Annotated in this window: 18 protein-coding genes; 4 read left to right on the top strand and 14 right to left on the bottom strand. The window is 72.4% G+C overall.

The window, feature by feature from the left end; all coding sequences use genetic code 11:
• Positions 1 to 11: 11 nt before the first annotated feature.
• The 10 genes from ACQPZK_RS04395 to eno form a co-directional block, all read right to left on the bottom strand.
• Positions 12 to 752 carry a uracil-DNA glycosylase gene (locus ACQPZK_RS04395; RefSeq protein WP_433537059.1) on the bottom strand — a complete coding sequence of 247 codons (741 nt, stop codon included), beginning with the start codon at positions 750 to 752 and terminating at the stop codon, positions 12 to 14.
• Positions 745 to 1,428 carry a dienelactone hydrolase family protein gene (locus ACQPZK_RS04390; RefSeq protein WP_433537058.1) on the bottom strand — a complete coding sequence of 228 codons (684 nt, stop codon included), beginning with the start codon at positions 1,426 to 1,428 and terminating at the stop codon, positions 745 to 747. Before ACQPZK_RS04390 ends, ACQPZK_RS04395 begins: the two co-directional genes overlap by 8 nt.
• 201 nt (positions 1,429 to 1,629) lie before the next feature.
• Positions 1,630 to 2,133: an LppU/SCO3897 family protein gene (locus ACQPZK_RS04385; RefSeq protein ID WP_433537057.1), complete on the bottom strand. Its 504-nt coding sequence runs from the start codon at positions 2,131 to 2,133 to the stop codon at positions 1,630 to 1,632.
• Positions 2,134 to 2,264: 131 nt separating this feature from the next.
• Positions 2,265 to 3,251, bottom strand: a complete 987-nt coding sequence (locus tag ACQPZK_RS04380; protein ID WP_433537056.1) for an HAAS signaling domain-containing protein — start codon at positions 3,249 to 3,251, stop codon at positions 2,265 to 2,267.
• The gene (locus ACQPZK_RS04375; RefSeq protein ID WP_007455685.1) at positions 3,248 to 3,580 is read right to left on the bottom strand and encodes a PadR family transcriptional regulator; all 333 of its coding nucleotides are present in this window, start codon (positions 3,578 to 3,580) and stop codon (positions 3,248 to 3,250) included. Before ACQPZK_RS04375 ends, ACQPZK_RS04380 begins: the two co-directional genes overlap by 4 nt.
• Positions 3,581 to 3,648: 68 nt before the next feature.
• Positions 3,649 to 4,581, bottom strand: coding sequence for an exopolyphosphatase (locus ACQPZK_RS04370; RefSeq protein ID WP_433539108.1), 933 nt, complete (start codon positions 4,579 to 4,581; stop codon positions 3,649 to 3,651).
• A 132-nt stretch (positions 4,582 to 4,713) separates the two neighbouring features.
• Positions 4,714 to 5,235, bottom strand: a complete 522-nt coding sequence (locus ACQPZK_RS04365; protein WP_433537055.1) for an amino-acid N-acetyltransferase — start codon at positions 5,233 to 5,235, stop codon at positions 4,714 to 4,716.
• A complete protein-coding gene (locus ACQPZK_RS04360) occupies positions 5,232 to 5,789 on the bottom strand; it encodes a DUF501 domain-containing protein (RefSeq protein WP_355239517.1) in 558 nt (185 codons plus the stop codon). The genes ACQPZK_RS04365 and ACQPZK_RS04360 overlap by 4 nt, the downstream gene beginning before the upstream one ends.
• A 35-nt stretch (positions 5,790 to 5,824) precedes the next feature.
• Positions 5,825 to 6,466: an FtsB family cell division protein gene (locus ACQPZK_RS04355; protein WP_433537054.1), complete on the bottom strand. Its 642-nt coding sequence runs from the start codon at positions 6,464 to 6,466 to the stop codon at positions 5,825 to 5,827.
• A gap of 85 nt (positions 6,467 to 6,551) precedes the next feature.
• Positions 6,552 to 7,835 (bottom strand): phosphopyruvate hydratase, encoded by a 1,284-nt coding sequence (gene eno / locus ACQPZK_RS04350; protein WP_355048850.1) that lies wholly within the window; start codon positions 7,833 to 7,835, stop codon positions 6,552 to 6,554.
• 213 nt (positions 7,836 to 8,048) lie between these two features.
• On the opposite strand from eno, the gene ACQPZK_RS04345 reads away from it, so the two are divergent.
• A complete protein-coding gene (locus tag ACQPZK_RS04345) occupies positions 8,049 to 8,741 on the top strand; it encodes a hypothetical protein (protein WP_433537053.1) in 693 nt (230 codons plus the stop codon).
• A 67-nt stretch (positions 8,742 to 8,808) separates the two neighbouring features.
• Here ACQPZK_RS04345 and ACQPZK_RS04340 read toward each other — a convergent pair whose 3' ends face one another.
• The 4 genes from ACQPZK_RS04340 to mfd all read right to left on the bottom strand — a co-directional run bounded on the left by ACQPZK_RS04340 (position 8,809) and on the right by mfd (position 16,096).
• Positions 8,809 to 10,428: a DUF885 domain-containing protein gene (locus ACQPZK_RS04340; RefSeq protein WP_433537052.1), complete on the bottom strand. Its 1,620-nt coding sequence runs from the start codon at positions 10,426 to 10,428 to the stop codon at positions 8,809 to 8,811.
• A gap of 89 nt (positions 10,429 to 10,517) precedes the next feature.
• Positions 10,518 to 11,489: a nucleoside triphosphate pyrophosphohydrolase gene (locus ACQPZK_RS04335; RefSeq protein WP_433537051.1), complete on the bottom strand. Its 972-nt coding sequence runs from the start codon at positions 11,487 to 11,489 to the stop codon at positions 10,518 to 10,520.
• A gap of 2 nt (positions 11,490 to 11,491) precedes the next feature.
• Positions 11,492 to 12,301 carry a hypothetical protein gene (locus ACQPZK_RS04330; protein ID WP_433537050.1) on the bottom strand — a complete coding sequence of 270 codons (810 nt, stop codon included), beginning with the start codon at positions 12,299 to 12,301 and terminating at the stop codon, positions 11,492 to 11,494.
• A gap of 99 nt (positions 12,302 to 12,400) precedes the next feature.
• Positions 12,401 to 16,096, bottom strand: a complete 3,696-nt coding sequence (gene mfd / locus ACQPZK_RS04325) for a transcription-repair coupling factor (RefSeq protein WP_433537049.1) — start codon at positions 16,094 to 16,096, stop codon at positions 12,401 to 12,403.
• A 582-nt stretch (positions 16,097 to 16,678) separates the two neighbouring features.
• On the opposite strand from mfd, the gene ACQPZK_RS04320 reads away from it, so the two are divergent.
• From ACQPZK_RS04320 to ACQPZK_RS04310, 3 genes are all read left to right on the top strand, one after another.
• Entirely contained in the window at positions 16,679 to 17,587 is a 909-nt protein-coding gene (locus tag ACQPZK_RS04320) for a cyclase family protein (protein WP_433537048.1), read from the top strand.
• A 59-nt stretch (positions 17,588 to 17,646) separates the two neighbouring features.
• Positions 17,647 to 18,567, top strand: coding sequence for a helix-turn-helix domain-containing protein (locus ACQPZK_RS04315; RefSeq protein WP_433537047.1), 921 nt, complete (start codon positions 17,647 to 17,649; stop codon positions 18,565 to 18,567).
• A 274-nt stretch (positions 18,568 to 18,841) separates the two neighbouring features.
• Complete coding sequence (locus ACQPZK_RS04310) at positions 18,842 to 19,855, top strand: hypothetical protein (protein WP_433537046.1); 1,014 nt, start codon at positions 18,842 to 18,844, stop codon at positions 19,853 to 19,855.
• Positions 19,856 to 19,952 lie beyond the last annotated feature (97 nt).

Raw genomic sequence — 19,952 nt, 5'->3', positions numbered from 1 at the left:
CCCACGCGTCCTCAGTCCACTTCGGCCAGCTGTTTGGCCCGGCCGAAGACGTCGTCCAACATCCCCGGTGTCAGCCGTCCGGTGAAGGTGTTCTGCTGGCTGACGTGGTAGCAACCGAGCAACTCCGGCACGGTCGCGCCGGACCAGTGTGCCCCATGGCCGAACGCGGGTCGCGGGCTGGGCGGGCGCTGCCCGTACACGTGGCGTAGCACCGGCCACCACGCGGCCCAGGCGAACGCGCCCAGCGCGACCACGACGCGCAGGGTGGGTCGGATCAGCGTGACCTCGCGGTGCAGCCAGGGCGCGCAGGTGTCCCGTTCGTCCGGGGTGGGCTTGTTGTCCGGCGGCGCACAGCGGACGGCCGAGAAGATCCGGGTGTCCCGCAGCGTGAGCCCGTCGTCGGCGGCGACGCTTGTCGGCTGGTTGGCCAGTCCAGCCCGGTGCAGGGCCGCGAAGAGCACGTCGCCCGAGCGGTCTCCGGTGAAGATCCGGCCCGTGCGGTTGCCGCCGTGCGCGGCGGGCGCGAGGCCCAGGATGGCGATGCGCGCGTCGCCGGGCCCGAACCCGGGCACCGGCCGACCCCAGTACTCCTGGTCGCGGAAGGCGGCCCGCCGGGTGCGGGCCACCTCCTCCCGCCATTCGACCAGCCGGGGGCAGGCGAAACAGTCGCTGACCGCTGCGTCGAGATCGGCCAGGTCCGCCGCCCGCGCGGCACGGGCGACGACCTGGTCGGGGGTACGGGACTCAGCCAAGCTTGGCCCGGAAGAGTTCGAGCGTGCGCGCCCACGCGCTGGCGGCGGCGCGCTGGTCGAACGCCTCGGGCCGGTCGTCGTCGAAGAACCCGTGCGAGGTGCCCGGGTAGTCGTAGAGCTGGCAGGTGCCGCCGGCCTCCTCGACGGCCCGGCGTACGGCCTGCACACCCTCGTCGGTGGAGGTGCCGTCCTCATCGGAGCAGTGGACGATGGCCGCCTTGCCGGCGTAGTCGACCCAGTCGGAACGCATCGACTCCCACGACAGGGCGGGATAGAAGCCCGCGGTGGCCACGATCCGCTCGGATCGGGTCGCCGACTTGAGGGCCAGGCTGCCACCGGCGCCGAACCCGACCGCGCCCACCTTGCCGGTGACCTCGGGACGCCCGGCGAGGTAGTCGGCGGCGTCGGCGACATCCTTCGCCGCCTCGGCCACCCGCATCGCCAACTGGTGCTGCGCATCGGCTGCCGGGCTGGTCCCGGTGTCGTGCCGGAAGTTCGGGACGAGGGCGACGAAGCCGGCCTCGGCGAACCGGTCCGCGACCGACCGGATGTGCGGGACCAGGCCCCATGACTCCTGTAGGACGATGACGGCGGGGCTGGCCGTGCCGCTCGCGGGTATCGCGAGATACCCCTCGCTCGTGCCCCCGTTGCTGCGGTAACTCACCATGTCGCCCATCGGCCGTCCTCCTAGCGGTCAGTCATCGTTGGCTGGTCGCCCAGTGGTCCTACGTGTCGGTAGCCTGCCACGCCGTGACCCCGGCCGGGAAGACGTCGGAACAGTGGCATTCACCTCCTGTTCGCCGCATGGTGACTGCGGGTACGCCGACGGCGGCGGGGAATGTTCCCCGCCGCCGTCGTCGGTGCTACAGGCGTGTTATCAGGCCTTCTTGGTCAGGCAGAGCACGTAGCCCTTCTTGCCCGACTCGATGCTGTAGAAGACGTACCCCTCCTCGCCTTCCTTGAAGAACTCGTTGCAGGTGGTCTCGGACTTGGCCTGCGCCTCGGTCTGCCCGTCGAGCCGACCGACCACGTTGTACGCGGCGTCGGTGGAGGTGCACTCGACGACCTTGGCGCCGTCGACCTCCTCCTCCTTGTCGCCCTTGATCTCGGGCAGCTCGGCGATGCAGTCGCCGGCCTTCGCGTCGGCGGTCTCGTCCTTGTTCACGAAGTTGCCGATGGCCGTGCCGAGGCCGAACTTCAGGCCGGCGATGACGAGGAAGATGACGATCGCGCCGATGATGCCGAGCGCCTTCTTGCCGCCGGACTTACCCTCCGGCTCGGCCGGCGGCGGCGTCTCGACGGCCGGCTGGGCCGACGTCTCGCCGGCCGGCTGGGCCGGTGCTGCGTCGGACGCGGGGGGCGGTGCGACCTGCTCTGACACGGGGGTTCCTTCCGAGGGATGAATGAGCAGACGACACCGTAACGATCATTGATTTCCGGTGCCGTCCCGCTCACCTCGTCCGTTCAGCTATTTCCCAGGATCGTGTGCATGATCTGGTTCACATCGGCCCCTCAACTCGTCGCGGTCGAGGTCGGCTCGTCACTCGGCGTCGCGCTCGGGCTGGCGGGCGTCACAGTCGGCGTGGGCGTACCGGTCGGTGACTCGCTGGCCGACGGCGTGCTGGTCGGCGCCTCGGGCATCCGCGGACCCTGAGGCCCGAACGGCGGCCGGTCCGGACAGTACGGATACGGCCGCAGCAGCCGGTTGCCGTACTCGTCGAAGCTGCCTTCACAGTCCGGGTAGCCCAGACGAATCGGATTGCCGTTCTGGTCGAAGAGCCGGGCGTTCTCCACCAGCCGACCCTCGCTGTCGTAGACGAAGACGTCCCGGACCTGGCCGTACGGGTCGCTGACCGACGTCGGATCGATGCCGTAGTCGCCGTACCGCATCCGGTCCTCCGCCTGTATGAGAGCGGAGAGCGCGAAGACGACGAGCACCGCGCTGCCGATCTGCACCGCCGATCGCGGCCAGCGGGTGAGCTGCGCCGAACGGCGGCCGAGCCAGATGGAGGCGAGCACGAAGCCGACCAGCATGATCAGGCCGGCGAGCAACTCCCCACCGAAGCGGGGCAGCACCCCGAAGCTGCCGCCGGTGGTGATCACGGTGAGCAGCATCGCCGCCAGGTAGCCGCGCAGCACCCACCAGGCGGGGCGCAGCAGACGGAGGAATTCGCTCGCCGTGGCGTACCCCAGGGGTGGGCCGAGCCGGGAGTCGAGCGCGCGCAGCCGGCTGCGGACCCGGACCACGGCGGTGGCGACCCGCTGGTCGAGGTTGCGTCCACCGCCCTCGCCGACGCCGGCCGCGGCGCGCAGCTCGGCGGCGTACGTCTCCGGCTCGCCCAGCCGCTCGACGAGGGTGCCCTCGGCCTCGGCGGCGACCTCGGTGAGGTGGTCGGCGAGGTCCTCGGTCAGCTCGGTGCGCCGGTCGGGCGGCAGGTCGGCCAGAGCGGCCCGGACCCGCGCCACGTAGTCGGTGATCTCCTGCTCCGTGACGGTCATGCCGCCAGCCCCCGATCGTCGAGCAGCGTGTCCATGGTGGTGGCGAACGAGCGCCAGAGCTTGCCGGAGCGGGTCAACTGGTCACGCCCGGCGGCGTTGAGGGAGTAGTACTTGCGGTGCGGGCCGGTCTCGCTCGGCACGACGTAGGTGGTGAGCAGGCCGGCGGCGAAGAGGCGACGCAGCGTGCCGTAGACCGAGGCGTCGCCGATCTCCTCCAGGCCGGCCTCGCGGAGGCGGCGCAGGATGTCGTAGCCGTAGCCGTCCTCCTCCCGCAGGACGGCCAGGACGGCCAGATCGAGCACGCCCTTCAACAACTGTGTGGTGTCCACGCATTGCACACTAGTGTGCAATGCGAAATAGCGTCAACGACTCGCCGATGTGCGGGCGCCGATCAGCGTCAGACGGGTTGGATGCTCCACGCGATGCCGTCGAGGATGTCGTGCTCCGACGCCACCACCGACGGCATGCCGGCCCGCTCCATGATCACGCGCAGCACGAGCGCCCCCGCGCCGATCACGTCGGCCCGCCCCGGGTGCATCACCGGGATCTCCAGCCGCTGCGCGCTGGTCCGTTCCAGCAGGTCGGCCGTCACCCGGGCCACGGCCTCGTACGACACCCGGGCGTGGTGGATGCGCTCCGGCTCGTACCCCCGCAGGCCCTCGGCGATGGCGACCACGGTGGTCACCGAACCGGCGAGGCCGATCAGGGTGGCCGCCTCGCGGCCGGGCACCGCCGCGAGTGCCCGGTCCACGACGGCCGCGATGTCGGCCTCCGCCGCCGCGACCTGCTCCGGCGTCGGCGGATCGCCCGCCAGGTGCCGTTCGGTCATCCGGACGCAGCCGATGTCGACCGAGATCGCCGACCGTACGCCGGCCCGGTCACCGACCACGAACTCGGTCGAGCCGCCGCCGATGTCGACGACGAGGAACGGCTCCTTCGCGTCGGCCGGCAGCCCGCGTACCGCACCCGTGAACGACAGCCGGGCCTCCTCGTCACCGCTCACCACCTCGGGCGCGACGCCGAGGGTCTGCCGCACCATCTCGGTGAAGTCGGCGGCGTTGGCGGCGTCCCGCGAGGCCGAGGTGGCGCACATCCGTACCCGTTCGGCACCCAGCTTCTCGATGTCGGCGGCGTACGACGCCAGCGCCACCCGCGTCCGCTCGATCGCCTCCGGCGCGAGCCGGCCCGTCCGGTCCACGCCCTGTCCGAGCCGAACGATCTCCATCCGCCGGGTCACGTCGACGAGCGGGGCCTGCGGCCCGGCCGACTCCTCGGGCAGGTCGGCGACCAGCAGTCGGATCGAGTTGGTCCCGCAGTCGATGGCCGCCACACGCGTCGTCACCCGGCAACCCTACGACAGCCCGGCACCGACGCCAGCGCGCCAGTCTCCGATGAGCGTGATGCCTCTGGGTCATCTTGATGACTCACCGGCATCACGCTCCACCGAGCGGCCGGCCCCGGTTCAGAGCCGCAGCAGCATCCGGGTGTTGCCGAGCGTGTTCGGCTTGACCCGTTCCAGGTCCAGGAACTCCGCCACGCCCTCGTCGTACGAGCGCAGCAGCTGCTCGTACACCGGCTGCGGCACCGGAGCGCCGTCGATCTCCCGGAAGCCGAACGAGCCGAAGAACCCGGTCTCGAAGGTCAGCACGAAGATCCGCGCCACTCCCAGCTCCCGGGCCGCGTCGATCAGCTCGCCGACCAGCCGGTGCCCGATCCGCTGACCCCGGCAGGACGGATCCACGGCCACCGTACGGATCTCGGCCAGGTCCTCCCACATCACGTGCAGCGCGCCGCAGCCCACCACGACGCCGTCGTCGGCCCGGACCGCCACCCGGAACTCCTGCACGTCCTCGTACAGGGTGACGGTGGCCTTGCTGAGCAGCCGCCGGTCGTCGGTGTACGTGTCGACCAGCCGGCGGATGCCCCGCACGTCCCGGGTCCGGGCGCGCCGCACCAGGATCTGGCCCTCGGTCTGCGCGGTCATTCGCTGTCGGGCACGTCCACGCACGGCCCCGCCGTCCACCAGGGCTCGACGAGCGCCAACGTCTCGTCGCCGAACGGGTTCACGCCGGGGCCGGCGCCCAGGGCGTGTCCGAGGTGCACGTGCAGGCACTTCACCCGGCCCGGCATCCCACCGGCCGAGATGCCGGCGATCTCCGGCACCTCACCGATCGCGTCCCGGCGGGCGAGGTAGTCCTCGTGCGCCGCCCGGTAGTGGGCGGCCAGCTCCGGATCGGTCGCCAACCGGTCGGCCATCTCCCGCATCAGCCCGGCGGACTCCAACCGGCTGCACGCCGCGGTGGCCCGGGGGCAGGTCAGGTAGAACAGCGTCGGGAACGGGGTGCCGTCGGCGAGGCGCGGCGTCGTCTCCACCACGTCGGGCAGGCCGCACGGGCAGCGGTGGGCCACCGCCCGGGTCCCCCGGGGCGGACGGCCGAGCTGCGCGGCCACCGCGGCCAGGTCGGCCTCGGTCGCCGGTTCCCGCTGCGGCAGGGGTACGGAATCCGCCGCCGGCTCCGACGGTGGTACGACAGTCACGGTGCTCGTCTCTCCTGGATGTGCTGGTCGGTGGGTCACTTGCCCGGCTGCTGGCTGTCCGCCGCGCGCACGCTGCCCCAGAGCGTGTCGTACCAGGTCACCGGCCCGGCTGGGGCACCCGAACCGGACGGCTTACCGGCGTCCCGCGCCGCGCCCTCGGCGTCGTTCAGGACCACCAGCATCTTCTCGCCCGGCTTGCCCATGAAGAACCGCTCCCGGGCCTGGGTCGCGATGTACTCCTTGTCCTGCCACTTGGCGGCCGCGGCGGCGAGCTCGGCGATCTCCTTCTCCTGCGCCGCCTGCGCGGCCTCCATCCGTTCGATGTCGGCCTGCTGGTCCAGGTAGACCCGCACCGGGTAGGTGTACGCCAGCGCGAGCGCGATCAGCACCGCGAACAGCACGGTGGCCCGACCGGTGAAGCGACGGGGATGGGGTGCGGCGAGCCGCTTGACGGCACCGCCACCGGCGGCGGTACGCCGGGCGGCTGCCGGACGACTGGCGGAGCGCCCACCCTCGGCGCCCCGGACGGTGCCCGGGGCGCGACCGGCCGCGCCGCGTGGTTCGGCGCGTACGCCGGCGTCCCGGAGCGACCCGCGGGTGGCCCGCCCGGTGCCCGGCCGACCGGCCTGACCCGGTCGGCGGGCGGGCCGTTGACCACCCGGTGTGCGGCGCTGCATCGTCACACCCCTCCCCCGAGGCTACGTCTGTCGCGTACGTGCGCCGGGAAGCCCCACGGCAAGTGGGGCCTCCCGGCAACCACACTCAGGCCGAACGGTAACGCGGGAACGCACCCGCGCCGGCGTAGCGCGCCGCGTCGGCGAGCTCCTCCTCGATCCGGAGCAGCTGGTTGTACTTGGCGACCCGGTCCGAGCGGGCCGGGGCGCCGGTCTTGATCTGACCACAGCCGGTGGCGACCGCCAGGTCGGCGATGGTGGTGTCCTCGGTCTCGCCGGAGCGGTGGCTCATCATGCACTTGAAGCCGGCCCGGTGGGCCAGGTCCACCGCGTCCAGGGTCTCGGTCAGCGAGCCGATCTGGTTGACCTTCACGAGGACGGCGTTGGCCGCCTTCTCCGCGATGCCACGGGCGATGCGCTGCGGGTTGGTCACGAACAGGTCGTCACCGACGATCTGCACCCGGTCGCCGATCGACGCGGTCAGCGTCTGCCAGCCGGACCAGTCGTCCTCGGCCAGCGGGTCCTCGATCGACACGATCGGGTACTCGTCGGCGAGCTTGGTGTAGTAGGTGCTCATGTCCTCGGCGGACTTCGCGGCGCCCTCGAAGGTGTAGGTGCCGTTCTCGAAGAACTCGGTGGCCGCCACGTCGAGCGCGAAGACGATGTCGGTGCCGAGCCGGTAGCCGGCCTTCTCGACCGCCTCGGCGATCAGGTCCAGGGCAGCCGCGTTGGTGGGCAGGTTCGGCGCGAAGCCACCCTCGTCACCGAGCCCGGTCGACAGGCCCTTCTTCTTGAGCACCGACTTCAGCGCGTGGTAGACCTCCGCGCCGGAGCGCAGCGCCTCGCGGAAGGTGGGCGCGCCGATCGGCGCGATCATGAACTCCTGGACGTCGACGTTGGAGTCGGCGTGCGCGCCACCGTTGAGGATGTTCATCATCGGCACCGGCAGCAGGTGCGCGTTCGGGCCGCCCAGGTAGCGGAAGAGGCTCAGCTCGGCGCTGCTGGCGGCGGCCTTCGCCACCGCCAAGGAGACCCCGAGGATGGCGTTCGCGCCCAGCTCCGACTTGCTGTCGGTGCCGTCGATGTCGAGCATCTTCTGGTCGATGAGCCGCTGCTCGCTGGCCTCGTAGCCGATGAGCTGGTCGACGATCTTGTCTTCGACGTTGGAGACCGCCTTCTCCACGCCCTTGCCCTGGTAACGGTCGGCGTCACCGTCGCGCAGCTCGATCGCCTCGAACGCGCCGGTGGAGGCGCCGGAGGGCACCGCGGCGCGGGCCACCGTGCCGTCGTCCAGGCCGATCTCGACCTCGACCGTCGGGTTGCCCCGCGAGTCGAGAATCTCCCGCGCGACGATTCCCTCGATGGTTGCCACTGAGTCGCTCCTCGTTGTTGTGATCCGGTCCGTGGGTGGGCCGCGACGGTGCGGCTGAGGCAGGTGTTGAACGCAGCGTATCGGGCGGCGAGATCGGGCACGGCGTCGCCCGCGCACCCGAGTCGCCCTGCGGTGACGGACATTCCCGTATTTCCGGGCGTCAACCGGCAACGGGTTTGCGCTGCGCCGACTAGATCCACCAGGCTTGGCGCCATGCCCGCCGCAACGACCACTTTCCGCATGCTCGCCGTGTCGGTCATCGCGTCGCTCACGGTCACCGGCTGTCAGACATTCGAGGACGCCGGCCGCGCCATGGAACGCTCGGATCTCGTCAACGACCTCGCCGCGCGCCTCGACCGGGCGCTGGAGTTGACCTACACGGCCGACTACCAACTGCCCGGCGGCCAGACCGCCGCCATCGTGCAGGCGCAGGACCCGGCCCGCTCCGCCTACACCTACCCCGGTGGGCGGCTCACCGTCACCCCCGACGCCGTCACCCGCTGCACCGGGACCGACGGCCGGATGGCGTGCACACTCGTGCCGCCGCCCACACCCGGCAGCAAGCCCACCGTGGCCCTGTTCGACGAGGCGAACCAGCGGGGCCTCGTCACCCCGCCGGTGGTGGTCGGCCTGCTGACCGCCGCCGCCCTCGACCCGCAGGCGGTGATCAGGCAGAGCGACACCACCGTCGCCGGGCACCACGCCGCCTGCGTCGAGGTACAGCGCTCGGACGGCGACTTCAGCGCCTGCGTGACCACCGAGGGCGTGCTCGGCAGCTTCCTCGGCTCGATCGACGGCAAACCGATGGAGCTGGCGTTGAGCGACTACTCCGAGTCGGTCGAGAAGGACGCGTTCGACCCGCCCGCCGGAGCAGGCGTGGTGGACAACCGCCCCGGCGGCTCCTGACCGCGTACCCCGGCCCCGGTGAGCTGTGCCGACGCGACGGGTGACCGTCGGGCGGCCCGGCGGTCCCTCAGAGGCCGAGCAGGGCGCGCAGGTGGCGCGGGGGCGGGCAGTCGTGGGCGAGCATCGCGTCGTGCCAGTCGCGCGCCGACACGTCCTCCGGGCGGGCGGCGGCGATCTCGGCCACCTCGCTGTACCCGACGAAGTACGTGGAGAGCTGCGTCGAGGTGAGCAGGGACCGCCGCCACTTGCCGGCGGCCTCGCCCTCCTCCTGGAAACCGCGACCGGTCATCAACGCCATGGCCTCGGCCTCGGGCAGCTCCTCGGCGTGCACCAACTGGTCGAGCAGCGCGTTGATGGTCATGCGGAGCTGCATCTTGAGCTGCTGCATCCGCACCGGCAGACCGCCGAAGCCGAGACCGGCCATCAGCTCCTCTGCGTACACGGCCCAGCCCTCGACGAACGGGCCGGAGCGGGCCAGCGCCCGCACGCGCATGCCGCCGACGTGACGCCGGGCGTGGGCGAGCTGGAGGAAGTGGCCGGGCATCGCCTCGTGCACGGTCAGGTTGCGGACCATGTGGTCGTTGTACTCACGGTAGAAGGAGTCGACGCGCTGCGCCGACCAGTCCGCCGGGGTGGGTGCGATGCAGTAGAACGTCGGCACCGCCGCGGTCTCCAACGGGCCGGGCGAATCGCAGTATGCCACCGCGACGCCCCGCGCGAACTCCGGCATCTCCTGGATGACGCACCGGTCGTCGACCAGGGTGACCAGGTCGTGCAGCCGGACGAAGTCGGTCGCCTCGTCCAGCGTCACACCGGCCAGCTCAACGATGGTCGAGTCGTCCGGGTGCTCGGCGGCCAGCATGTCCAGCGCTCGGCGTACCGTCTCGTCGTCGGCCGGACCACCGACCAGCTCGACGGCCGCCGCGCGGATCTCCTCGGTGACCCGGTCCAGGTTGGCCCACGCCCGGCGCTGGATCTCGGCGGCCCCCAGCTCCGTGTCGAGGGTGTGCCAGAGCCGCGCCTCCCAGCGGCGGCGGCCCAGGCGCGGATCGCGGCCGGGCCCGGCGTCGGCGTCCAACCGGATCCGCAGCCAGGCGACGAACTCGTCCAACGCGGCGATCGCGGCGGTCGCCGCCGGCTCGACCTTGGCGAAGCCGCCCGGCGCCTGGGCGAGCAGCCCCGGCAGCTCGTCACGGATGAGCGCGGCCGTGCCGGTGAACTGCCCGACCGCCGTCTCCGCATGGATCCGCGGCATGTCCCGCAGCGTCGCGCGCGCGGTGGCGAGAGCATCCGGTACGGCGGCGAGCCGACCCGCGAGCTGCGTCAGGCGCACCTCGGCCGGGGCGTACGGGCGGGCCAGCAGGGGGTGCAGCAACGGGCCGGGGTTGTGGTGCAGCGGGTCCCACTCGTGCGACCGGATCTCGGTCAGCTCGAACAGCTCCCGGTCGACGAAGGAGGTGAGCAGCGCGTGGTCGACCTGCTCGTCGACGTCAAGCGCGTCGGGGTCCAGTTCGGACAGCGCGTTCGCCGCGTCGGTGAGCATCACCCGGTCGGCGGCCAACGCCTCGGCGGACAGATCAGGAAGACGGTCGTCGAACCGGTGATCCCCGGCCGAGGTGGCGACCCCCGGCCGCGCCTCCAACAGCGCCTCGACAACCCGCTCGGCCAGCACCCCAAACGCTTCCACCCGCCAACCCTACCGACCACCCCGCGCTTCCCTGGTTGATCAAGAGCTTTGCGTCAAATCCAGGCCGGATTTTGACGCGAACCTCTTGATCAACCTCGTTCGGCGGCTCGGATGGTTTCGGCGTGGGCCAGGGTTGCGCGGCGGAGGGCTGCCTCGGGGTCCAGGGCGGCCTTGCGGGCTTCGGCCACCAGGGTCAGGAGGGTCGCGCCTAGGCGCTCCTCCTCGTCGGCCTGGTCGCCGGGGGGTGGGAGGGGGATGGTCAGGTTGGCGCGGGCGGCGCGGTCGAGGATCTGCGCGGCCAGGGACAGGGCGGGTTGGCTGAGCGCCACGCCGTCCAGGACCGAGTCGCGTGCCTTCTCGGCCCGCTTGATCCGCTCCCAGTTGGCGGTGATCTCCTCCAGCGTGCCCGCCTCCGCGCCGGCGAAGACGTGCGGGTTACGCCGGATCATCTTGTCGACCAGGCCACCGGCCACGTCGTCGATGCTCCACCGTTCACCCTCGGGCAACTCCTCGGCGAGCCGCGCGTGCAACACCACCTGGAGCAGCACGTCGCCCAACTCCTCGCGAAGCGCGTCGGTGTCGTCGGCGCTGATCGCGTCGTACGCCTCGTAGCTCTCCTCCAGCAGGTAACCCGCGAGGCTACGGTGCGTCTGCGCCCGCTTCCACGGGTCGCCGCCCGGCGAGGCCAGCCGGTCCAGCACGGCCACCGCGTCGAGCAGGCGAGCCCCCGGCGGATCCCACGAGCCGTACATCAGCTCCATCTCGGCGAGCCCCGGCTCCCGGGCCAGCCGCAGACCCAACTCCCGGGCCAGCGACTCGTCCCCGGCCGGGCCGGCCAGCCAGACCGCCGTACCGTGCGCCGCGACCGTGTCCAGCAGCGCCTGCGTGGCCGGGCCGTCCACGACGGTCACGTCGGCGCCCGCCTGCCGCACGGCCGTGGTCAACTCGCTCTCCGCGCCGGCCAGCACCGGATGCTGGCGTACGACGTCCCAGGCGGCCGAGGTCAGCAGGCCGGCCGGCAGCCGGGGTGAGGTGACCAGCAGGACGATCCGTGCCGTCATGTTCAGCTGGCCGTGCCCTCGGCGTCCGGGTTGGGGCTGGACGGCGACGCCTCCGGGGTGGAGACCTCGGTGACCGTGCTGCTGGCCAGGTCCAGGTAGGGCAGGTCGTACACCGCAGTGCCCTGGTTCGGCACCTGGAAGAGAGCCGGAATCTCCAGCGACGAGTAGCGCGGATTGACGGTGACGTCCTCCCGCTTGACCTCTTCCTTGAAGGCCGAGCTGAGCGCCACCACCGCGCTCACCTGCGGAGCGATCTCCGGTGCCGCGAACTGCTGGCGCTGCTGCTCGACGGGCCAACCGGCGGAGGCGATCCCGGCCTTCACCAGGGCGTCGTAGATCGCCGCACGCTCGTCGTCGGTCAACTCGGCAGGCGGCAGACCGGCCTGCAGGGCGGCGAAGTGGTTGAACCAGTCGGCGGCGAGCTTCGCGTACTCGGAGCCGGGGACCTGGAGGTTCTGACCCAACTCCGCGGCCTTGAACCGCTCCTGCACCGGGATCTTCTTCTCCGCGACGACCCGCTTGGCGAGGTCGAGGGCGACGAGCAGGTTGAGCATGTCCTGCCGGGTCCCCTTGAAACGCAGCTCATCCGGCGAGGGACTTGCGGACGGGCCGTTCTGCTGCTCGAACGCCACTCGGGCGTTCTTCTCGTACGACGCCTGCGCCTCGGCGAAGATCGTGTCGACCCGGTCCACCGAGTAGGTGGTGTCACCGACATAGGCGGCGACGCTCGGCGCGGATCTGCCGCACGCAGCGAGGGACAGGGCAGCCAGGGCCGCGACGCTGGCGGCGACGATCACACGGCGAGCACGCATGCCCGTCACTCTCTCATGCCCTCTCCCATGCGGTGACGGCCCCCACCACACCACGCCGGCTCGACGCGGTCGCGGGCGTCCTCAGACGCCCGCGACCGATCACGCGGTTGCGGCGGCGAGCGGGGCGGGAGCGCCCAGGACGTCGGAGAGCAGTTGCGCGCACCATTCGAGCAACGCCTGGTCGCGCAGCGGTTCGCCACCGATCCGACGGGTGCTCGGCCGGGGCACGCTGACCTGGTCGGTGGCCTGCTTGTAGACCGCGTCCGGGTGGTAGCGCTTGAGCCGCAGCTGCTTCGAGTCGGGCAGCGGCAGCGGCCCGAACCGTACGTGCTTGCCCTGCACGGACACGTCGGTCAGGCCGTACCGGCGGGCCAGCAGGCGGAAGCGCGCGACCGCCACCAGATTCTGCACCGGGGCCGGCGGCTCGCCGTACCGGTCGGTCATCTCGGCGACGACCTCCCCCAGACGGTCCTCGTCGCGCGACTCGGCGAGCTTGCGGTACATCTCCAGACGCAGCCGCTCCACGCCCACGTAGTCGTGCGGCAGGTGCGCGTCAACCGGCAGGTCGATCTTGACGTCGGTCTCCTCCTCCTGGCGCTCACCCTTGAACGCGGAGACCGCCTCGCCGACCATCCGCACGTACAGGTCGAAGCCGACGCCCTCGATGTGGCCGGACTGCTCGCCGCCGAGCAGGTTGCCGGCGCCCCGGATCTCCAGGTCCTTCATGGCCACGTACATACCGGCGCCCAGCTCGGTGTGCTGGGCGATGGTCGCCAGCCGCTCGTGGGCGTGCTCGGTGAGCGGCTTCTCCGGCGGGTAGAGGAAGTACGCGTACGCCCGCTCCCGGCCCCGGCCGACCCGGCCACGGATCTGGTGCAGCTGGGCCAGGCCGAGCAGGTCGGCCCGCTCCACGATCAGGGTGTTGGCGTTCGGGATGTCGATGCCGGACTCCACGATGGTCGTGCAGACCAGGACGTCGAACTCCTTCTCCCAGAAGCCGACCATGACCTTCTCCAGCGCCTCCTCGCTCATCTGCCCGTGGGCGACGGCGACCCGCGCCTCGGGCACCAGCTCGCGCAGCCGCCGCGCCGCCCGGTCGATCGACTCGACCCGGTTGTGCAGGTAGAAGACCTGACCGTCGCGCAGCAGCTCCCGGTGGATGGAGGCGGCGACCTGCCGGTCGTCCTGCGCGCCCACGAAGGTGAGCACCGGGTGCCGCTCCTCCGGCGGGGTGGCGATGGTGGACATCTCCCGGATGCCGGTGATCGCCATCTCCAGGGTGCGCGGGATCGGGGTGGCCGACATGCTCAGCACGTCCACCGAGGCGCGCAGCGTCTTCAGGTGTTCCTTGTGCTCGACGCCGAACCGCTGCTCCTCGTCGACGATCACCAGACCGAGCTGCTTGAACCGGGTCGCGGTCTGCAACAGCCGGTGCGTGCCGATGACGATGTCCACGGTGCCGTCCGCGACCATCTCCAACGTCCGCTCGGTCTCCTTCGGGGTCTGGAACCGGGACAGCTGCCGGATCTGCACCGGGAACTGGCTCATCCGCTCGGCGAACGTGTTGTAGTGCTGCTGCACCAGCAGGGTCGTCGGCACCAGCACCGCCACCTGCTTGCCGTCCTGCACGGCCTTGAACGCCGCCCGCACCGCGATCTCGGTCTTGCCGTAGCCGACGTCGCCACAGATCAGCCGGTCCATCGGGACGGTCTGCTCCATGTCCCGCTTGACCTCGTCGATCGCGGCGAGCTGGTCCGGCGTCTCCTGCCAGGGGAACGCGTCCTCCAGCTCCCGCTGCCAGGGGGTGTCCGGGCCGAACGAGTGGCCCTTGGACGCCTTGCGGGCGGCGTAGAGCTGGATGAGCTGCGCGGCGATCTCGCGGACCGCCTTGCGGGCCCGGGCCTTGGACTTCTGCCAGTCCGAGCCGCCCATCTTGTGCAGGGCCGGCTGCTCGCCACCCACGTAGCGGGAGAGCTGGTCGAGCTGGTCGGTGGGGACGAACAGCCGGTCGCCGGGCTGGCCGCGCTTGCTGGCCGCGTACTCGATGACCAGGTACTCCCGGCTGGCGCCGTTGACGGTGCGCTGCACCAGCTCGACGTACCGACCGATGCCGTGCTGCTCGTGCACCACGTAGTCGCCGGCCTTGAGCTCCAGCGGGTCGATCGTGTTGCGCCGGCGGCTCGGCATCTTGCGCATGTCCCGCGTCGAGGTGCCCCGGCCACCGGTGACGTCGTTGCCGGTCAGCAGCACGAAACGGGACGCCTCGTCGACGAATCCGCTCGTCAGCGCGCCGCAGGTGACCACCAGGTCACCGGGCGCGGGGGCGGCGGGCACCTCCTCGGTGAGCCGGGCGCCCAGGCCGGCGTCGCGCAGCACCTCCACCGCACGCTGGGCGGGGCCGTGCCCCTCGAAGACCAGGGCGATCGACCAGCCCTCGCCGGCCCAGCGCTTGAGGTCGTCGACGACCCGGGCGGTCTCGCCGTGGTACAGCGGGGCGGGCTGGGCGGCGAGGGTCACCGCGATGGCGTCGTCCGGGGTGACGCTGGCCTGCTCGGGCGCGTCCTCCCAGGGCTGCCGCGCCTCGGCCGTCTCCGCCTCCACCAGGCCGAACGGGGACAGCGTCCACCAGGGCTGACCGAGCGTGCCGGCGGTGGCGCGTACCTCGGCCAGGGTGCGGAAGGCGGCGGCGCCGACGTCCACCGGGGCCTGGCCGCCGACCGCGGCGGCGGCCCAGGAGGCCTGCAGGAACTCCTCAGAGGTACGCACCAGATCGTGCGCCCTCGTGCGGATGCGCTCCGGGTCGCACAGCAGGACATGGGTGCCGGCCGGCATCGCGTCCAGCAGCAGCTCCAGCGAGTCGGGGCCGACCAGCACCGGGGCCAGCGATTCCATCCCCTCCACCGGGATGCCCTCGGCCAGCTTGTCCAGGATCTCGGCCAGCTCGGGGTGCTGCTCGGCGAGCGCGGCGGCCCGCTCGCGCACCGCCGGGGTCAGCAGCAGCTCACGGCACGGCGGCGCCCACAGCAGCGGCACCTGCTCGATGGTGCGCTGGTCGGCGACCGCGAAGGTACGGATCTCCTCCACCTCGTCGCCCCAGAACTCGACCCGGGACGGGTGCTCGTCGGTGGGCGGGAAGACGTCCAGGATGCCGCCGCGCACGGCGAACTCGCCGCGCTTGGTGACCAGGTCGACCCGCGCGTACGCCATGTCGATGAGACGGCGGGCGACCTCCTCCAGGTCCGCTTCCTCGCCGGCGGCGAGCTGCACCGGTTCCAGGTCGCCGAGGCCCTTGAGCTGCGGTTGCAGCAGGGACCGGACCGGGGCGACCACCACCCGCAGGGGGCCGGTCCGGCCGTGCGCGTCGGCCGACTCGGGATGCGCGAGGCGGCGCAGCACGGCCAGCCGACGGCCCACCGTGTCCGAGCGGGGAGAGAGCCGTTCGTGCGGCAGCGTCTCCCAGGAGGGGAAGACCACCACCTGCTCCGGCGGCAGCAGCCCGCCGAGCGCGGCGGCCAGGTCGTCGGCCTCGCGGGTGGTGGCGGTCACGGCCAGCACGGGTCGCCCGGCACCGCCACCGCTGCCCGCGGCGGTGGCGGTGCTGCCGGGGTGGGCGTCGGTGCTGCCGGGGCGGGCGTCGGAGGGGTCCGCGGCGACGGCCGCGACGGCGAACGGGCGCAGCGCGGCGGGAGCGGTGATGTCGAGCCCGTCGACCTGGGCGGCACCGGAGCGCGCCAGGTCACGCGCCCGGGCCAGCCCGGGGTCGGCCAGGGCGGCGGAGAACAGACCGGTGAGCAAGGGAGTCCTTCCAGGGGAGTCGGCGCACACGACGGGAGCCCCGCGTCCAGCCGGACGGGGGGTGCACGTCCTCAAGCCTATCCCCGCCCACCGACACCCACCCCGTTCCGCCCAGGTCCCACGCCCCCGCGCGGCGCCCCGCGCCCCGCGCCCCGCGCCCCGCGCCCCGCGCCCCGCGCCCCGCGCCCCGCGCCCCGCGCCCCGCGCCCCGCGCCCCGCGCCCCGCGCCCCGCGCCCCGCGCCCCGCGCCCCGCGCCCCGCCCCCCGCGCCCCGCGCCCCGCGCCCCGCGCCCCGCGCCCCGCGCCCCGCGCCCCGCGCCCCGCGCCCCGCGCCCCGCGCCCCGCGCCCAAGATCCTCACAACATCCCCGATGTTGCTGCCTCAGACGCGCCGGAGACAGCAACTTCGGTGAAGTTGCGTGGATCTTGCCGGTCACCCCGCGCTCGCCCGGCCAAGATCGCGCTCGATCCAGGATGTAGGGGCCTCACCGGCGCGCGAGGCCACTAGATCCTGGATGCAGCGCGATCATGGGAGCCTTGCGCGGATCTTGACCGGGGCGGGGAGCCGTGGTCGAGTGCGGGGATGGGTGAGCAGTGGCGGGCGCAGTTCGACGCGGAGGTGAGCTTCGCCAACGGCGGAGGGCTGCGTACCGAGGGGTTCCGGCTGGACATTCCCGGTCAGGAGATCAGCGATGACGATCTCGCCGCGCTCTTCGTCCGGCATCTCGGGTTGCTGATGGTCGCCGAAGTCCGGATCAGCGCGAAGACGATCATCAACGAACCGCACAAGGGCGGTCGCGCCGTCGCCACCGGCGGGAGCGGTCGCCGGCTGGTCGAGCTGAGCCACGTACTCAGCGACGGGATGACCACCCTGCCCGGGTGGCCGGGCCCGCGGATCACCGACTGGCTGACGTACGCGGAGTCCCGGAAGCGGTACGCGCCGGGCACCGAGTTCCACGTGGCCCGGATCGACATGATCGCCAACACCGGCACGTACGTGGACACTCCCGCACACCGCTGGGCCGGTCGCGAGGATCTGACGGGGGTGTCGCTGGACCGCCTCGCCGACCTGCCCGGGTTGGTGGTCCGGGTACCGGCCGACACCCGCGCCGTGGATCGGCTGATGCTGGCCCCGTACGAGGTGGCCGGGCGTGCGGTGCTGCTGCACACCGGGTGGGACGCGCACTTCGGCACCGAGCGGTACGGAGCGCCGGAGGCGCCGCACCTGAGCGAGGACGGCGCGCGCGCACTGGCCGACGCGGGCGCGGCCCTGGTCGGCATCGACTCGATCAACATCGACGACATGAGCCCGGCGGCGAACGGCGTACGCCCCGCGCACAGCATCCTGCTCGCCGCCGGCATCCCGGTCGTGGAGCACCTGACCGGCCTGGACGCGCTGCCGCCGACCGGGTTCCGGTTCACCGCGGCCCCACCGATGGTGGCCGGGATGGGCACCTTCCCGGTCCGTGCCTTCGCCGTGGTCGAGAGCTGAGGCGGTGGCGGTCAGGAAGCCCCGTGGGGTCACGGGAAGGTCGGAGGTCGGGGAGAGCGATGCCCGCTGAGCAGGTCGGTAGTGATCCGCGTCGCCACACCACGCCCGCCCGTTGGCGGGTGCTCGGGCATCCGGACGGGATGCTGATCTACCAGGTGCGCTGCATCGTCGAGCAGCACGGGTGGACGGAGACCGTCACCCAGGACCGCCACAAGATCATGCTGGGTCGGTCCGGGGCGTACCGGCGTCGGCTCAACGGGCGCGTCGAGCTCTCCGACGCCACGTCGGTGCTGCTCACCCGGCCCGGCGACGACATGGCCGTGGCGCATCCGTTCGGCTGCGGCGACTCGTACACCTGCCTGGAGATCGATTCGGCGGTGCTGGCGGAACGGCCGGACGCCCAGCGCTGGATGGACCGGAGCGGGTGGGCGGGCACCTCGGATGCCACGCTGGACCTGGCGCACCGTCTGCTGGTGGCCGAGTTCCGGCGCGGGCTCGACCGGTTCGAGATGGCCGAACGACTCCAGCGGTTCCTGGCCCGTCTGCTGCACCACAGCGACCTCGCTGACGACGAGGTGGACGCCGAGGTCGAGCGGGCCGTCCGTCGACGGCCGGCGACGCTGGCCGCGCACCGGCGGCTCGCCGACCGGGCGCGCGAGGTGCTGGCCCACTCCGATTTCACGCTCGGCCTGAGCGACGTGGCCCGGGAGGTGGGCAGCTCACCGCACCACCTCAGCCGGGTGTTCCAGCGGGTGACCGGCAGCAGCCTGACCGCCTACCGCAACCGCCTGCGGGTGCGCGCCGTCCTGGACACCCTCGCCGAGCCCGACGGCCGTCCGCTGGGCGCGCTCGCCACCGAGTACGGCTTCGCCGACCAGGCTCACCTGACCCGGGTGGTTCGCGAGCAGGTGGGTCACCCTCCCGCGCGCCTGCGTCGCCTTCTCGCCACCGGCGGGACGGATCCGGCCGTCGCCGCCTGACCTCGGACGCGGGATGGAGGTGCCGTACCTGCGGGCGTACGGCACCTCCCCGGGCGCGGGTCCGGCCGGGCTTCGGGCCTCCCCGAACAGGCCCGCGTGCTCCGGTTCGGCCACCCGGCGGGGCGACCTCCGGACCGACGAGAACCATCGTCGCCGCGAAAGCTTGAACAGGTCTTGAAGAAAATTGCTCGTCTCCACCGCACGGCGGTCAGGGATCGAACGCATGCCGGCAGAAACACCGGAAGCAGGGCAAACGGCACCATAGGCTGACCTGGTGGACGAGTCGCAGGAGGTCCGGCTACGCGACCAGATCCCCCGTACCGCCGGCCTGCTGCTCGGCACCCTGGCGCTGGCCGTCGGGTTCATCGCCGCGTACGTCGGCGCCCTGCACGAACCCCACCCCCGCGACGTCCCGGTCGGCGTGGCGAGGGGCGACCAGGTCGCACGATCGGTCCTGACCGCCGTCCGCGACCGGACCGACACGATCAAGGCCATCGAGTACGCCGATCCGGGCGCCGCCGACGACGGTCTGACCAGCCGCGAGGTGTACGGGGTACTCGGCTCCACCCCCGACGGCGGGCTCGTCCTGACCACCGCCAGCGCCGGCGCGCCGGCCGCCACCGAGGTGGTCGTGCAGGTGCTCAGCGCCGCCGCCGAGCAGGCCCGCCTGCCCCTGCGGGTGGCCGACGAGGTGCCGGTCGCCGACACCGACCCCCGCGGTCTGGTGCCGTTCTACCTGGCGATCGGGTGCGTCCTCGGCGGTTACCTGGCCTCGACCGCGCTCGGCATCTCCGTCGGCACGACTCCACGCACTCTACGCCGCGCAGGCGTACGGATCGGGGCGCTCGCCGTCTACAGCGTCGTGCTCGGCATCGCCGGCGCGGTGATCGTCGGCCCGGTGCTGGACGTCTGGCACCACGACCTGCCGGCCGTCGCCGGCGCCGGCATGCTGGCCGCCTTCGCCGCCGCGATGGTGGCCGCCGCCGTGCAGGGCTGGTTGGGCGTGCTCGGCACCGGGCTGGTCATCCTGCTGCTGGTGGTGCTCGGCAATCCGGGCTCCGGCGGCATCTACGCCCCGGAGTTCCTGCCCACCTGGCTGCGCGGCATGCACCGGTGGAACGTGCCCGGGCTGGCCACCGACCTGGTCAAGTCGGCGGTGTACTTCGACCGGCGGTCGATCGGCTGGCCACTGATCGGGCTGGCGCTGTGGGCGGTGGTCGCCCTGGCGGCCCTGCTCGCCGCGACCGTGGTGCGGGGAGGCCGGGCGCGCGCCCGCGCAAGAGCCTGAGGTGATCTCCTGGGTGTTCCGTCTCACGACGCGGCACGCCCGGAGCCCCTCCTGTCTTAGGGGCCGACGCGGATACCATCCAGGGAGTCGGACAGCG

It is taken from the genome of Micromonospora sp. CA-249363, from assembly GCF_050950185.1.
GTDB lineage: Bacteria > Actinomycetota > Actinomycetes > Mycobacteriales > Micromonosporaceae > Micromonospora.
Note: the sequence above shows the minus strand (reverse complement) of the source record. Positions and strands in the feature narration are given on the sequence as shown.